This is a genomic window from Pseudomonas sp. TMB3-21 (assembly GCF_054898145.1).
Genome location: NZ_CM142718.1, coordinates 2371893 through 2386251, shown reverse-complemented (window position 1 = coordinate 2386251; position 14359 = coordinate 2371893). Strand labels below are relative to the sequence as shown.

Sequence of the window (14359 nt, the reverse complement as noted above, 5' to 3'; positions counted from 1 at the left end):
GCCCGTAGTGACTTCCTGATGGTTAATTTATTGTGCCAGCTGTTGGGTTACCAATGCCTCAAGTCTCTGTGATGCCGAGCTGCTTGATCCAATTACCCAACGTTCAGAGTCTAGCCAGATCTTTAGCTCTGGCCTTTTAATGAGTTTAGCTCCAAGGTTGCGGCTTCGAGCTCGGAAAAGTAGTCTCTTCTAGCTAAGTCACTCTGAGATTTACGCCACTCTCGAAAGCTGCTTGTCATGTCAATGATTTCTTCTTCTAATTTATCAAGAAAGTATTGGGTGCTGCGTTTAGGCCAAGTAGGGGGTCTGCGGTATAGTTGAGCTTCCAATAAGGCCAAAGGTGAATCAGGGGGTGACAATACCGAAGCTGTATCAATTTCTGGGACAACTATAGCGTCTGTTGTATAAATCACCTGACTTTCCAAAAGGGTTGAGGCGAGATTGCGCGGGCTCAACGATTCGAATCGGACTCTAGAGCGTAAGCGATATGGCCAATTCCCTGGGGAGTCAGATACCTTAATAAAGCCTCCATTTTCTATAGAGAAGCTAATGCCTCTTACTCGTCCCTCAGTGAGGGTCTCACCTGAGCATCGGAAGTTATATAGTGGCGTGTGATCGCCGCGCTCATACGACTGAACCGCTAATCCAGGAAGAATCTCTAGGTAGCCAACGACCCAGCCTTTCGGATTCCAGCCTAGTGTAAGAAATACAGACTCGACAGAATGAACGACCCCTTCTATGTCAGATTTGGTTTCTACAATAGTGCAGCGGGCTCGAGCACTGGAGTGGCTTATCGTAAATAAATAGACTGAAGGCCAGTATGAAGTTGATGGCGAACAGGATGTGTCCTGCTCCCAAACACCCGAATTAAATAGACTTTCACCGAAGGACGCGGACACGCTGTAGGCTTCACGGAAGTATTGCTTGAGCTGATGGCGCTCAACGATGACAGCTAGCTTCGCTTTGAGCAATTCCCATACGGCTTGAGCGGGTGAGAACGCACTTTCATCAATTTCGTCTTCAGCGCTGAAATAGTTAGAGCCTTCCGTGAGCTTTAGAATGGCATCGTGTCGAGCCATATTCATCAGGTTTGCAGCAGCTAGTGCAAGCTTAAGATATGGGGCTGGGCTCGCACATAACCTCGTTTTAGCTGCCCGCTTGCTTTTACCATCCGACAAAATGCAGTAAGCATTCAGGCTGTTAGCAGGGGCCTCAGGGAAGTGGGGCACTCCTGAAGCGACAACAATTGCACTCTTCTTTATGCCGCTGCTTTTTGCCGATGTCAGCAGAGTGCCCAAATTGCGAGCAAAGGTCTGCCTTTCGGTTTCAGGCATATGCTTCCTATAGCTACCGATCTTCTTCTCGATCGTGGTCGCGAGATACACGTCGCTCTTCGGCGGTAAGTCAGCGTTGGAGGTCATGTATCCGCATCCCTAGGAAAAGTTAAAACCGACGCGCGAAAGGTTGTTGCGCACGTATGTACCGCGCTCTGCTCGCACGTGCCCTGGAGGTCTTCAAGGTCATGGGAGTTTGAAGTCGCAGCCAAACCTCCCCGTGCTCATCCCGCTCAAATCCAGTGATCCGCCACACGCAGCCGAAATCGGTGCCTTTCAAATGGACCAGCATACCGACTGTCAGTGCGTGTAGGGAAATCGGGGTTCCTTCGTTCAATCGTCTGCGCATCTTCATCTCCTGTGCAGTTGACGTTGCAGGAGAAATTCTGGACGCGCGGAGAAAAACTATCTCTAAGCAAAGATTAGATTCTATTAAATATTTACATAGTTTTTTTAGCCACAATTACGTAAGTTTTTTGGCAGTAGTTCCATAGGTTTCGGTAGCCCGTGCCAGGTGCCCGCCGGCAGCTTAGGCAGCCACGGGGGATGCCGCGACAGGTGTTAACTCAGGCGAAGCGATGGCCACCATGGACCGACTTGCCCGGGAGATACCGGGGTATAGGCTACGTATGGATAGGCTTGTCGTATAAGGAAAAGCTCTCCAGTGGCCATCCTTCGCATCATTTCACTGGTGATCGCCAGCGCTGCAGGGGCTGCCAGCCAACGCGCGATTGTCATCTGCCGAGCGGCCGCATTTGGCCGACAGCTGCCCGCGATGATAGGCGGCAGATGGACAGACGCTGACGCTCGCCGGTAAGCGCTATTACTCGACCGTCGGCATTGAGACGTTTGGCAAATACTATGAGAATCCGCGTAATTTCATGGTGTCGGTGAAGGCGAGTATTTAGTCGTGGGTCCGGGCGCTAGCCGCCAGAGGACTCGGAAGGCAATTGGAATCTGGAATCTAGGGGTTGGTCGCGATGAGCAAGTCAGTACGTCGCGTCCGACTTATCCAGTGGCGAGTGATAAGAAGTTTGTCGTTCAGCAGCAAACTCAATCCTATTCAGATCTCCCAGTACGGATGGCAGAGTTAATCGGCCAATACACCCAGCTCACGCGATGGTGGCAGTTTGCCAAGCCTGCTGGCATGCTCTCGACGATTTGTCGGTAGACAGTGTTGAGCCAGGGAGAGCGACTGTGGGTTTAGAGAGCAAGGCAAAGGCAGCTCAACTGAGTGTTCTGAGCAAATATGGTGTATTGGCAGACTTTACCGACGTGGAAGAGGTGGTGCTTGACCGTGCCCTGAAGGGCCGCTTGTCTGCGAGCGCGTCGAAGGACCTGACCTTCGCTAGCTGGTGTGACCAGTTGCTGGGGCCGGGCGAGCGGCTTCCGGTTGCGCGTTTTGATAATCCAGTTCCGGGGCAAATCCGACTGGGCAAGCTCGCTGTGGGGCAGGACCTCGCCGCCAGCCTCAAGTCTCGCGAGCGGCAGTTGCAAGCTAGGCTCAAGGCGTCCGAGCAGGAAGTCATACGGTTGCAAGGCGAATTGCAGGAACTAAGGCAAACCAAAGCTCTTGTGGCATTGATGGAGCCGGTTGGCGAGGACGCGCGGAGGTTGAAATACTGGTATCACGAAACAACCGGTTATCTGCATAACATCCTGTGGGAGATCAAGGAAGTTGACGGTCACATCTTCGACCATCAAGGCCAACTCAACCGGGATTACCGTCAGCAACTGGTCGAGATCATTCTGCGGGCACTGAACGGCTTGGCCGCACTCGGCTTTTTTATCAAGGCCGAGTTGTGTGACGCGTCATCCAAAGAGCCTGTTTTGCCATCGGTGATGTTGCATCACAACCCGGCAGATCCTGATGAAGCCCATCTACTGGAGGGCTTTGCCTTTGTAGTCGAGGACGTACAGCCGGATGTGCTGGTGGCAGCCAGCGAGTGTCTTTTTCTGGGACGGGCTCTACCCGAAATCGACAAACAGCACCGCTTCAATTGTCACGTCAACGTCTCTTGGCGCCACGTGCATGAGTTGGACGAAGACGAACTGTTTCACCTGTCTTGCTTCCTGCATAAGTTGTTTGAGGCATTGGCCAGATCGAATGACGGTAGGCCGAGGGGGGCATTGCGAGAGGCGGCGATCCTTTGCCTAGTGCTTTCCAGCACCGCACCCTGCATGCCCACGCGATTACAGCAAGTGCAAGCGCTGAGCTTGCAGGATACGTTTTACCCGGGGTACAGGCCGTTCACGACCGCCTCCTCGAAGCCTGACACAGATGTATCCGCTGGAAAAATTCTCGAGCACCTGTTCCATACCTTGCATGCACTTGTCATGCGCTGACGTAAGCTTTGATTTGCAATGGAGTATGCAGGATCTGTGACCGGTAGCTACGGGGCGAGTAGCGGCAACGGAGCACTGAGACTGATACACCCGTACCCTCCAGCAACATGGAGGACACCACCATGAACACGCACTCTTGGGTGCCTCTTTGTGCTCAGAACTTGGGAGTAACCTTTGGAAAGACTTGAAGCGGCTTTGAAGCAACTGGTAAGTGCTCATTCAAAACTGACTGAACATGCGCCAATTACTGCACTTGCCCAACACTTGCGAGAAACCCAAAAAACGCTTGATCTCGGTGAGGATGATGAGCTTCCTGTCCTGCCTCAAAAGCCTGGGATTTATTACTTCGAAGCGAAATTTAAGTTTTCCACAGCAGCGGAACTTGGCGAATTTGGTGAGCGATGGGGAACAATACGGGCCAAAGCGCATGACGAAAAAATCCCTCGTTATTACCCGAGTCGGGTGAAGCATCACTTAGCGGCATTGGCAGCAGGCAAACCGATTCCATTTTATTTAGGGAAGCGAGAGTCAATAGCTGATCGAACCAAAATCACGTCGAATCGCTCTTGGAGTCCGGAACGTATGCACTTAAGCTTCGGGCAAGACCGCACTTAATTCGTGATGTGGAAATTACATATAGTTATCAGAGTTTCGAGGCGCCGCCGACATCTTACTTCGGGGTTGGGTTAATCGAGTCTGAACTACGAAAAATACTGAATCCGATTCTGGGGAAACAGTGAGCATGGAGAAAGTACAACTGTTGTTGAATCAGGCCGGCAGCCTGGTGAGAGAGACGAACGCCAAACTCGCAGCAAGCGGTGAGCTGTTCAACCTCTTCTCCATTACCCGAATCGAACGGGCCGAGGTCAACACTCACTCGGCGATGATCGCAGAACTCTTGAGCCCCGATGGCCGTCACGGTCAAGGTGTGTACTTCCTTGAACTGTTCCTGTCGACAATGGGTTTCGAACACGAATGCAGCCTTAGCGACGCCAGGGTGCAAAAGGAGCAGATTTTCGCGGGGTACGGTCGTGTGGATGTGGTGATTCACCTGAGGGATCACCTCATCCTGATCGAAAACAAGATCGACGCCCTCGACGGCAACCAACAACTCAAGCGTTATGACGATATTGGCAAGGCCTCAGGCAAGCAGTGGCAGTTGTGGTACCTGACAAAGAAAGGCACGGAGGCGCACGCAAGCAGTCATTGCGGCGTGAGCTACCGTCGACTGTCGTACCAGGAACACATCCTCGACTGGCTTGAGCGGTGCGTCAGCACCTCAAGCGCGACGCCGGCACTTCAGCATGCATTGATCCAGTACAAGAATCTGGTTCAGAAAATCACCGGGCGAGCCATGACCCATACCACACGAAATGCACTGATCGAACTTCTCATTGCCGACGACAATTTGCAGGCTGCCGAGGCCATCGCCCAGGCACTGCCCCATGCGAAGGGGACAGTATTGTTCGGCTTCTTTGATGCTGTGCGCCACGCATTGTCAGAACGCTGTACGCCCGTGTCATCGCCGATTGACTTTACCGGGCATGAAAGTAGCGAGGCGAATTGCCGCAAGTGGTTCTTGCCCAAGGCATTGAGGTTGAAGCACGTGGGGCAGTTTTTCGACATTGGTGTCGAGGGAATGCTGCTACGAATCGAGGTTGCTACTGATGCGCTGCATTATGGCGTGGTGCCGGTCAGTAGCGGGAAACTGGCGAGCGATGGAGGATTGTTGGCGCAAACGCCTCATTTGCCTTTGTACCTGATGTGGCGGAATTGGAATGCGTTCAAATGGTACTCATGCCTTTACCAGGACAACGTTGCCAGCAAAATGGACTGTTTGTCTGATCCCGGGGCATTGGTCACGGAGGTGCTGCGCACTGTCGAGCTGATCAAATCTGAGCTGTCTGGCCAGCCTGAGTTGCAGTGTGCAAGTGTCAGTGCGACGCAACCACAGGCAATGCCAGTCGGTTGACTAGCCAATTTGTCGGTTGAAAGCTGGCAATGTACCGTGCCGTTTCATGTGGGCCGTCTGTAGATAGACCTCAATGAGGGATACCACCACCGGGTCAGAGACCGTGATGACTGCAATCCGTGCTTCACCGTCTTGAACGTGAGGCACTGGATTTTTGTCGTTCGCAAACCCTGTGAACCGATGGTTGGGAAAGGTTCGCCAACCGTCTTCTCAGATGCTGGGCGTCTTAACATGGTCCCAGACCCGATGGTGCAGGTTGTTCCGGGTTGCCTTGCCGATATAGAGGATTTGCCCTTCAGGGGTACCAAAAAAATACACGCCGCTCTTGCACCCAACACCATCGCCGGTGACCAGCATTCCCGAGTTGGTTGGGTCCGACCAGTCGCCGATGGCGGGACTGGCGTCACCAAAGGCGAGTTCTATTGTGACCCTGTCGAATATCGCAGGCATGGCCTGGGCAAGATCATTTACCAGGGTGAATGCTTCTTTAAAGTCCACTTTTCCCCACCGTTCGCTATCCGTTTAGGCCAGCATTGGCATAATTCTTTTGGGGGCAGACTTCTCCCCCCAGAAACGTCCGCTACTGGCCGTTTTCTGCCGATCATGGTTGGAAAGCTGGTCAAATCCGATGCATTCGATGGTCAGGTCGAATTCAAACGGGTAGTTAAATAGAGTGCAATTTCGCACGAATAGCACGCGATCCGTGAGGGGGTGGTCTGCCGGATCGCAGGGGATGAAACACACTGGTCGCTGTCTGTGCGTCTAGGCAGTTGGTTGCAGCAAGGTGTAGGTCTGTCATTTGAATATTTCGAAGAAAGCATGGAAAACTCTGCTGAGAATTTGTTAGCGACAGTCACTGCGAGGTCTGTCGGTTAGGCAACAGATGTCTAGGGTAGCTTATCGTCGGAGCGCGTAGATTCTCGTGCGGGGGATATGTGCCGTTGTATCAGGCATCGACGGATGCTGATTGAAGCAGTGACCTAAATCCAGTCCATAAGCGTCCGCACGTTGAGGTCGACAGTCCAATATAAGGCGACCAGATTCGGTCACCTATAGTCGCTCTATAATCGCTCTATAATTCCCTATAAACCTGCGTCGTAAGCGTCCGCCTGTAGCGGTCTAATAGGCAGATCAGAAGCGCGTGTTCGAAACGCAGCCTCAAAGCTCAAGCTTCCTGGTTTTACCCGGCTTTATCCTTTCGAGCAGCATCGACAGTACTTCGGCGGCAGCCCCCATCAGCATGAGCTCCTTCGGTTCACCCATTGCAACGTCGACCTTGTTCACATGAATGACCGAAGCTCCAGACGCCAACGCAAGATCGGGAAGGCCTGCGGCAGGCATGACGATCCCGGAGGTGCCGACTGAGACCAGCAGATCGCAGTCTTTCACCAGCTGCACCGCAGTTTTCCAAGCCTCGGGCGGTAAATCCTCTCCGTACCAGACCACCGCAGGACGCATCTTGCCATTACAACGCTGACACCTAGGAGGGTCGATCAGAGCACCTTCATCTGGCACCGCTGATTGATCGGGTGACACAACCGCAGGCCGATGGCAGGCGAAGCATTTGGGCATTGCCAAACTGCCATGCAAATGCACCACATTTAACGAGCCGGCTCGCTCATGGAGGTCGTCAATGTTCTGGGTGACAACAGACACCTGGCACTGGAAGTTAGCCATCCGCGGTATTGCAAGATGTGCGGCATTGGGCTCTGCTTGAGCAACGCGGAGCCGCCGCCACAAATACCATCCCCACACCAATGCGGGGTTCTCCCGAAAGGCGTTGGCCGTCTCTAAATCCCTCGGATCGTATCCTGTCCAGATTCCAGAAAGTTTTTCGCGATAAGTGGGAATGCCGCTATCGGCGGAGATGCCAGCGCCGGTGAAAAAGACCACCTTTCTGGCCTTTTGCAGTGCGTCTACAGCTTGCTCTATGACCGTCATGCTACCCCTCCCAGCCTCAGTTGCTTTCCACAAGCAGCAACTGCCAGCTAATGCCGTCGAAGACCACCCCGCCCTGCTACGCTTTTGCCTTCACGGAGGAAACACCATGCCCACCTCAGACCTGCTGCCTTCCCTGTTGTCCAAGCTCAACGAAAACCAGCTGGCCCTGGAGGCGGCCATCCTAGAACTTTCAAACTGGGTAGAGCAGCGTGGTGCGGTTGAAGTCGCGGACAATGTACGCGGCGCCCTGGTGGCGATCGACCGAAATGAAGAATTCATCAAGATGACCCTCGCGGTAATGATGACGCCGGAATGAAGATCAAAAGCGAGCTGTAACCCACGAAACGCCACAACGGTGGAGTGACTACCCCACTCATCACAGCCAGAGACGAGAGGGCATCGTCTATCGATCCGCTTTTGGCACTGTCAGGACTGCTGACTTACGGTTTTCGACGACGAGTGTCGCCAGGCTGGAGATCCGCACCTACTCCCGCCAGCGGGCCGGGTGGCTCCTGGCTTTCATCGCGATGGCGCAGGTTATTGATCAGCCGCTCATCGAGCGCGCCAAACCCAAAAGTCGTTTCTTCCGCCTCTGGCTCAAGGCCTTCGGCGTCTGGTGCCAAGTACCCTGGGCTGAGCAAATAATGCGTAAGTAGCTTGTGCTGGGGATATCGATTCTCAAAATGCTGTAACAACCCATTGAAAATTTCTTCCCCGGCCGGAGTTCCGGCCACCCGCCGTATCACGAACTCGGCGACGGCTAGACGTACCTCGATCTCACTCGCGTTGAGCGGGAGCTCCTCTGCGGTTTCTTCAAACCATTGGTAACTGCCATATCTCAGAGGCTGATCAGACATCTTCGGACACCCGCCGCGAGTGGAACGCCGTGATGAGCAAGACCATACAGCAACGTCCAGCCAATCGTTATCAGGTGGCCGTCATTAAATCAATGCGGCAGCGAAATGCAACATACTGCAAGCGCGAGCCCAATGAAACCACCGGAATCCTGTGTACGCCCACGGGAAGGTCGCGGCAGTACATACGGCAACAAGCACCTGAATGACCGAATCTAAGTTCGTCACCATCATGGCCCTCCTGCCAGGCCCCTCCTCAGCCATTTCAACCACCGAGGCATCCTTTGGGACTGGCCCAGCTTAAGCTCGACCACCTCAGCCCATAACGCATTCGGCTGCCCCTTTAGATCAGAGCATGTATTAAACGACGAGGAACGGCCACTCCACACGGCACGAAACAGCCGTGAGGACGGGCGGCTTCAGCCCTCCGTCGGCCACCTATTTACTGCACGGTGAAAAGGCAGCGGCAACAGGTAGGCCTGCCGATAGCTACCAGTCCTCAGTTGAGGAGCTAAACACGGGGCTGATACTACCTATCCCTAGTTTTCTCGCTTGCTCTTCAATAAGACCAGCACGCAGAACATCACTCTTCGCGGGAAAGTGGCGTAAAAGAAACTGAGCATTTCGTCTAACACGTTCAGGCACCTCCGAGTCGTAAGCAAGTTCTGTCAGAAAATTGTGAGCTTGTGCGACAGATCTAGTACGTTCAAATGGCATTGTCATCTAAACCTCCATACGTTGAAGTCGTAGTGCAATAGAAGGGAAATTGAATACCTATCTGCCTATCAGGAGAAGCTTACTGCGCTGCTGGTGGGCGTTTTCCCCTGGTTTAGCGTGCTGTAATCATCAGGCAGCATCGGTGATATGCCTTAGTGGTGGCGCATCACCTTTGCGATGCCTGATTTTGACCAGATACTGCGAGACACCAAAAACGGATGTTTGACCCAGGCCTGCATAGACCAGCAGTGTTTCACATAGTCCTTATGTCCACCTGATGTGATGCAGTAATGCCCGCCTCGAGGCCCATAGCAAAATTCCCGCCGCCGCAGCTACAGTCAGGTTCGGAGTAACCACCTCCCGAGCTGGCCTTGGCTGATCTGGTCGAGGCCTTTGGAATATTTATGGTCTTAACCTGGTCGACCAGGCTGGCCACAAAAGGGTCCATGGATTTCACGTTTCGGATGATCCGGCACTCAAGCACGGTCACCATTGCAGCCCCTAACGCAGCATCGCTTTTACCCAATTTCGAGAACGCATCAAGGGCGTAACTGCGCTGGTCCGCATTGGTGTTATATGCATACACATACTTGCTGCGCATAGGTTCTTTGGCCGCTTGCTGTAGCATTGATGTGAATGTTGGTGCTATCGGGCGACCCAAATCCCGCAGCAGGCCTTGAACCTGTGTTGCTGCGCCTTCTCGACCCACCAAGTCTTCTGATAATCAGCCCACAACACCTCCGAGGCGAGCCGAGTGAGCCCAGCTAACTGCCGTGAATCAAGCGATGGAAAGTAGTGCTTTTCAAGGTTTGGTGCCGAGCAATACTGGGTGTAGAACTGTTCGAGATCCTGACCTGGCTCCCACGGAGAGACGCTTTCGGCATGCACATAAGCAACCGGCCAGAGTGTCACAGCCAAAGATACAACCACTCGTAACATAAGACTGTCCTTGTCGCTTTCCTATATTTCGTCGGGTCTAAGGGCCCCTTCATCGTGCAACTGCTCTAGGTAGCATTCAAGGTTGCTCGATACCTTTTCCAGAACACTCGGCAGGTAGGGCAGCAAATCTATAAACGCAGAGCCTTCCGGGCCGCCGTGATAGTACCGACAGTGGTCGAGAATGGCTTCGCATTCTTCGGCAGGAAGCAGTGACATCGGGTCTCGGTTGTTGTAATCGTGCAGGTTGGACAAGTGAATGAAGGCACACCCAAACGTGTATACGGAGCGCGTCCAACCTTGAAGCTGTTGAGCCAACATGACCATCTCGCGATCTGTTACACGACCCCGACCGCCGGGCTGCACCCATTGCTGCCCATTCACCGATGCTTCAATCAATTTCGCTCGCCTTGATGGCTCTTGGCTCAATAAGTAAATGACACGAACCATTGAGTCCAATTCCTGACGCAGAATGGCCATCATCTGGCTTGGAATATTGGCTGTCGCTAGCAGCTGCATGGCTCTTTTGTGGTCGCTTGAGCGACTGAGTATCTGCCTGGTGAAAACGGCAACAGCTTCCATCTGAGTACCTCCAGTTCCTAATTTTTGCGTATGGACAAGCGTGGAAATCTACATCTCGCACAAGCTCTTCCAACACAGGCAGATCAATCGCAGCGTACCACCCATAGCTCGTCCAGCCTGGTCGTATATGACTGCCTCATCATCTCTCGGCGCATCCCCAGTCAGGTGATCCGGAACACTGACAGCCCGCAGCGTCTCCCTTCGCCATCTATCGTTGATACTGTCCATGACCTGCATCAGGCGAACGCATTCGGCCGATTGCTTACGGGCGCACAGGCCTTCAGTGAACTCGCCTGGCTGCCTCAGATCCATCGGCACCACGACATCTCAACTTTGCTGTAACGGAAACCCGATCGAAAGATATTGTCTGCCGAGTCAGTAGCAAGTCGTGTCATGAGCAAGGTGTCACAAGTCGGGTAATCGAACCCGCTGGACAGACCCAAGTTGGGGTTTTGAGAAGCGATTGAAAGATTCGAATGATCTTCACTAGGCATTCACTTCCTGTCACGCTGGAAGGGAAAACCAGCCTACAAAAGGCGCCGAGTAAATCAGGTCAGTTACAGCCCTATTTCAGCCAGCTCAATTCGTATCCTCTCAAGCAACTGGTCCTTGCTGGCAGCATCATTGCACGTTAGGTATCCAGCGAAAATTATGCTTATCGGATGTACTCCGAGAACGTCCGCCATCTGCTCGATTTTGTCCAGCGATGCACTACCCCTTCCTGATTCAAGGTTGCTTGTATAGGGCTGACTTGGACCTAAGCTTTCTTGAGAGATATCTCTCTTGAGCCGGTATGACTTGATGACTGTGCCAATGGCCTGCTTGAGTTCCAATCGCATAAATGCTTCTCGCAAAAGGAACGATAAGGCCGGCCAAAGCATTTTTGTTCTATACTGTAAACAGTATAAATCTGCTCTTCCGCCTGATTTTTCTTTGAAAAGGGCTCAAGCAGAGCCATCAATGCACATCTGCGAAGGGTCACGTTTGCCGGATATTTCGCTATTCAGAAGGAACCCACTGCAGGCAACTCTCACTGCGTCGGTGTTCAAGAAGACTGAAAGGCAATCAGGTTGAGAAGGATACTGTAGTGTCGTTTGACCACAGTAAAAGACTGGCGCGCTTCACTTAGTCACTGCAAAATAATCCTCTGCGTCTGCGACAAAGGTTGCCCTATTAAGACGTTGGACGGTTAGACATTGGATGAAAAAATGGCTCGCCGAAAGGGTGTAATCATGGCATTCGCGAGATTTAACGTCTATGCAAACGAGATCATCACGGTTGCCCGTTTTCATTGAACTGCCAGAGCGCGCGATGCTTGCAGACGAAGCACTCTTTGTCCGCTTGCGAACGCTCGATGAGCTAGATGAATTTTGGTCTGAATTTCAAGATAAATTTGCCTTCGCCTGTCAGGGAAAACTCTCTGACCAACCCCTTTTTTTACATGAGTATGAATGGGTGTTTGGAGTGACCAAGGCGGCGGTGGTGCGCACGGTTTTACGCTGGGGGCAGTCAGGAATCGAGTGTGAGTTTTATGATTGGGCCAATCGAGATCCTCGACTGTATGAGATGTTTTTTCGGGATCGTGATGCGTATCGCGATTCTATGATTCAAAAGGGCAGTTGGTCAGAAAAGGATGAGACCAATTATCGCGTCGATTCCGTTCGTCGAACTGCCGCTACCTATCGTGGATGGTGGCGACTTTGCAATTTGCCCAATGGGTACAGCTCTGATGAGTGGTTGAGCGGTTGCAGAGACCATGAGGAACTGATTGATCCCCACATGCCCTATGGAGACGTTGCGAGCACCCTCATGGAGCAAACGTTCGATGATTGGCAAGATACCGATTTTTGGGAGCTCGAATCGCATGATGCGCAGAGCATCTACAGACTCATTCAGTACTGGAAAAATGAGCGGGCCAAAGGCGAGAGTTACTTTGGCGAAGAGAACGAAGTACCTTGATGGGGCTCACCGAGATCAGCTGAAGCCTGATGCGTGCTAGGGTTAGCTGAAATGTTGGGGTCAATGAGTCCATTCATGGCCTTCACCAACAATCTGATGCGATTCGCTGACCACCGTGAGTATCCTACCGCGATGCACTAGGCAAAAACTCGATACGAGGTCAGCGTCGACTCCCTCGGCGGATGTTATTGGGTAATTGCACGGACTTGCCCACCCATTTGCATTCGACCTGACCAGTCATTTGCATCGGATATGACCAGCACAATTCGTGGACATGACCGGCAGAGAACGACCCAAAGCAGACAGTCAGCATCGGTTCAAATCGGAAGGCTGCTGCCTATCGCTGCTGTGCAACCCATTAAACGCGAGCTTTGATTCATTGGCTGATGATTGCTGCCGAACCAAGCACTTGAAGTTGCGCGGATTCAGATGTGGCGGTCGTGAGGGTAAACAACATTTTTCGTGTCGCGCTTGAAGCTGACCATTCGTAGGAAAGAGTTTGAATTTGCCCACTTACGGGAGATTGCGTTTGCTCGTTTTTTACTAGCGTTGAGATAAAAGGAGAGGGGGGATTTTCGACCATTCCTGTGAACGGCTTTATAGCAGTCTCACTACTGGCCCTGCGGCCATGCAAGGCGCAAAAATTCTTGGCGCTAGGAAGCGCGAGCACTATAAGCTCTTAGCCATCGGCCAGATTAGTCATGTAGAAAGCATTGGGTCGGCGTTTTTCGAGGATCGCCTCGTCGCTTTCCACCAACAGTTCCGGCAACAGTTGCGCCAGGGGGCTTCCAGGGTCGATAGGCGAGCCAGGCGGACCTACGTGGCGAGCAAAAAATATAGGCGCACCTGCCCTGCGGACTTTGCTCAAGCGGTTTTTCAAAGTGTGCAGCAGCGCTTCGCCAGCCCTTGGTTTTATCCGGACCATGAAACAATCCAAGCTGCATATTGAGAGTCAACAGTGCATGCATAGTGCTTTTCTTTGCCTTTGGGCCAGCGACAAAGGGTAAAAGAAAAGGCTCTATCCATCGCTGGCGGGCCTTTGAAGTTGACGTTTATTGGCTCACGACACCTCTCACGACCCGCTTCGGGCGATAGTGGTAGGGGGGTCGAGGCAATGCGTAGCTGATTTATGAATCTGACAGTATCCGCACGGTGCTTGGTTGGCAAGGCGCGTAGACGAACTAAGTCAAACAACTCTTCACTCGCTACGAGATGCTCGCACAGCCGGCTAGTACCGAGCCGATCAAAAGCATGCGTGCTGCATCACGCATCGTTGAATGTGCCGCCAAGCCTTGAAAAGCGTGATCGCGCCATTGTTTACAAATCAGGAAAAGGTCAGCGCGAACAGCAGAAAGCCATGACGCGTGGATCGTGTGGGGCAATAACCTGGCCGACGTAGACGAGCCCCGGCGATACCGGGCAATGGTCGTGCCGCCGGTAATCCCCAGCAATTCCGCTCCAGACCACCAGTGCAATGGCTTACTTAGTAGCAAACAGTTCAATGCCCAGCGAAAACATCTCGATTTGATCGGATCCTGAGGGGTAATTGCAGACGTAGTTAGAAACAGCGACCGTCGGGAGCAGGCCCCTAGAAGCGATGGCTAAAGCCAGTTGCGCGGATCTTGAGCGCAACACGGCTCCAGCCGAACTCGAATTCAAACGCGAATACGAGTTCGGCCTACTTTTATTGCCTCCCTCTCAGCATTAATTGCTTACAT

At 52.7% G+C, this 14359-nt stretch carries 14 protein-coding genes and 2 pseudogenes; 5 read left to right on the top strand and 11 right to left on the bottom strand.

The features are described 5' to 3' along the window. Positions 1-122: 122 nt before the first annotated feature. Positions 123-1421 carry a hypothetical protein gene (locus ACYZTS_RS11020; protein ID WP_461995850.1) on the bottom strand — a complete coding sequence of 433 codons (1299 nt, stop codon included), beginning with the start codon at positions 1419-1421 and terminating at the stop codon, positions 123-125. A 1110-nt stretch (positions 1422-2531) separates the two neighbouring features. Between ACYZTS_RS11020 and ACYZTS_RS11015 the strand changes: the two genes are divergently transcribed. The 3 genes from ACYZTS_RS11015 to ACYZTS_RS11005 all read left to right on the top strand — a co-directional run bounded on the left by ACYZTS_RS11015 (position 2532) and on the right by ACYZTS_RS11005 (position 5652). Further along, the gene (locus ACYZTS_RS11015) at positions 2532-3680 is read left to right on the top strand and encodes a hypothetical protein (RefSeq protein ID WP_461995848.1); all 1149 of its coding nucleotides are present in this window, start codon (positions 2532-2534) and stop codon (positions 3678-3680) included. Between the two features lie 174 nt (positions 3681-3854). After that, positions 3855-4295 (top strand): hypothetical protein, encoded by a 441-nt coding sequence (locus ACYZTS_RS11010; RefSeq protein ID WP_461995847.1) that lies wholly within the window; start codon positions 3855-3857, stop codon positions 4293-4295. Positions 4296-4443: 148 nt separating this feature from the next. Further along, positions 4444-5652, top strand: coding sequence for a PDDEXK-like family protein (locus ACYZTS_RS11005; RefSeq protein ID WP_461995846.1), 1209 nt, complete (start codon positions 4444-4446; stop codon positions 5650-5652). 210 nt (positions 5653-5862) lie between these two features. On the opposite strand, the gene ACYZTS_RS11000 is transcribed toward ACYZTS_RS11005, so the two are convergent. Both ACYZTS_RS11000 and ACYZTS_RS10995 read right to left on the bottom strand, forming a co-directional pair. Next, positions 5863-6150, bottom strand: a complete 288-nt coding sequence (locus tag ACYZTS_RS11000; RefSeq protein WP_461995844.1) for a hypothetical protein — start codon at positions 6148-6150, stop codon at positions 5863-5865. A gap of 660 nt (positions 6151-6810) precedes the next feature. Next, a complete protein-coding gene (locus ACYZTS_RS10995; protein WP_461995843.1) occupies positions 6811-7593 on the bottom strand; it encodes an SIR2 family NAD-dependent protein deacylase in 783 nt (260 codons plus the stop codon). 106 nt (positions 7594-7699) lie between these two features. Here ACYZTS_RS10995 and ACYZTS_RS10990 point away from each other — a divergent pair, with 106 nt between their 5' ends. After that, entirely contained in the window at positions 7700-7909 is a 210-nt protein-coding gene (locus ACYZTS_RS10990) for a hypothetical protein (protein WP_419712687.1), read from the top strand. A gap of 124 nt (positions 7910-8033) precedes the next feature. Here ACYZTS_RS10990 and ACYZTS_RS10985 read toward each other — a convergent pair whose 3' ends face one another. The 6 genes and pseudogenes from ACYZTS_RS10985 to ACYZTS_RS10960 all read right to left on the bottom strand — a co-directional run bounded on the left by ACYZTS_RS10985 (position 8034) and on the right by ACYZTS_RS10960 (position 11521). Next, on the bottom strand, positions 8034-8450 hold the full coding sequence (locus ACYZTS_RS10985) for a hypothetical protein (protein WP_461995841.1): 417 nt from the start codon (positions 8448-8450) through the stop codon (positions 8034-8036). 486 nt (positions 8451-8936) lie between these two features. Continuing rightward, the gene (locus tag ACYZTS_RS10980; RefSeq protein ID WP_461996407.1) at positions 8937-9164 is read right to left on the bottom strand and encodes a BPSL0761 family protein; all 228 of its coding nucleotides are present in this window, start codon (positions 9162-9164) and stop codon (positions 8937-8939) included. A 253-nt stretch (positions 9165-9417) separates the two neighbouring features. Next, on the bottom strand, positions 9418-9873 hold the full coding sequence (locus ACYZTS_RS10975) for a hypothetical protein (RefSeq protein ID WP_461995839.1): 456 nt from the start codon (positions 9871-9873) through the stop codon (positions 9418-9420). 251 nt (positions 9874-10124) lie between these two features. Next, positions 10125-10682: a hypothetical protein gene (locus ACYZTS_RS10970; protein ID WP_461995837.1), complete on the bottom strand. Its 558-nt coding sequence runs from the start codon at positions 10680-10682 to the stop codon at positions 10125-10127. Between the two features lie 83 nt (positions 10683-10765). Further along, positions 10766-11101, bottom strand: a pseudogene (locus ACYZTS_RS10965) (DUF4113 domain-containing protein); the annotation flags it as partial. A gap of 138 nt (positions 11102-11239) precedes the next feature. Beyond that, complete coding sequence (locus tag ACYZTS_RS10960; protein ID WP_461995836.1) at positions 11240-11521, bottom strand: helix-turn-helix domain-containing protein; 282 nt, start codon at positions 11519-11521, stop codon at positions 11240-11242. Between the two features lie 472 nt (positions 11522-11993). On the opposite strand from ACYZTS_RS10960, the gene ACYZTS_RS10955 reads away from it, so the two are divergent. After that, entirely contained in the window at positions 11994-12641 is a 648-nt protein-coding gene (locus ACYZTS_RS10955; protein ID WP_461995834.1) for a hypothetical protein, read from the top strand. Positions 12642-13017: 376 nt separating this feature from the next. Here ACYZTS_RS10955 and ACYZTS_RS10950 read toward each other — a convergent pair whose 3' ends face one another. Next, positions 13018-13311 carry an NMCC_0638 family (lipo)protein gene (locus ACYZTS_RS10950; RefSeq protein WP_461995832.1) on the bottom strand — a complete coding sequence of 98 codons (294 nt, stop codon included), beginning with the start codon at positions 13309-13311 and terminating at the stop codon, positions 13018-13020. A gap of 15 nt (positions 13312-13326) precedes the next feature. Then, a pseudogene (locus tag ACYZTS_RS10945) lies at positions 13327-13609 on the bottom strand (isochorismatase family protein); the annotation flags it as partial. Positions 13610-14359: the final 750 nt, after the last annotated feature.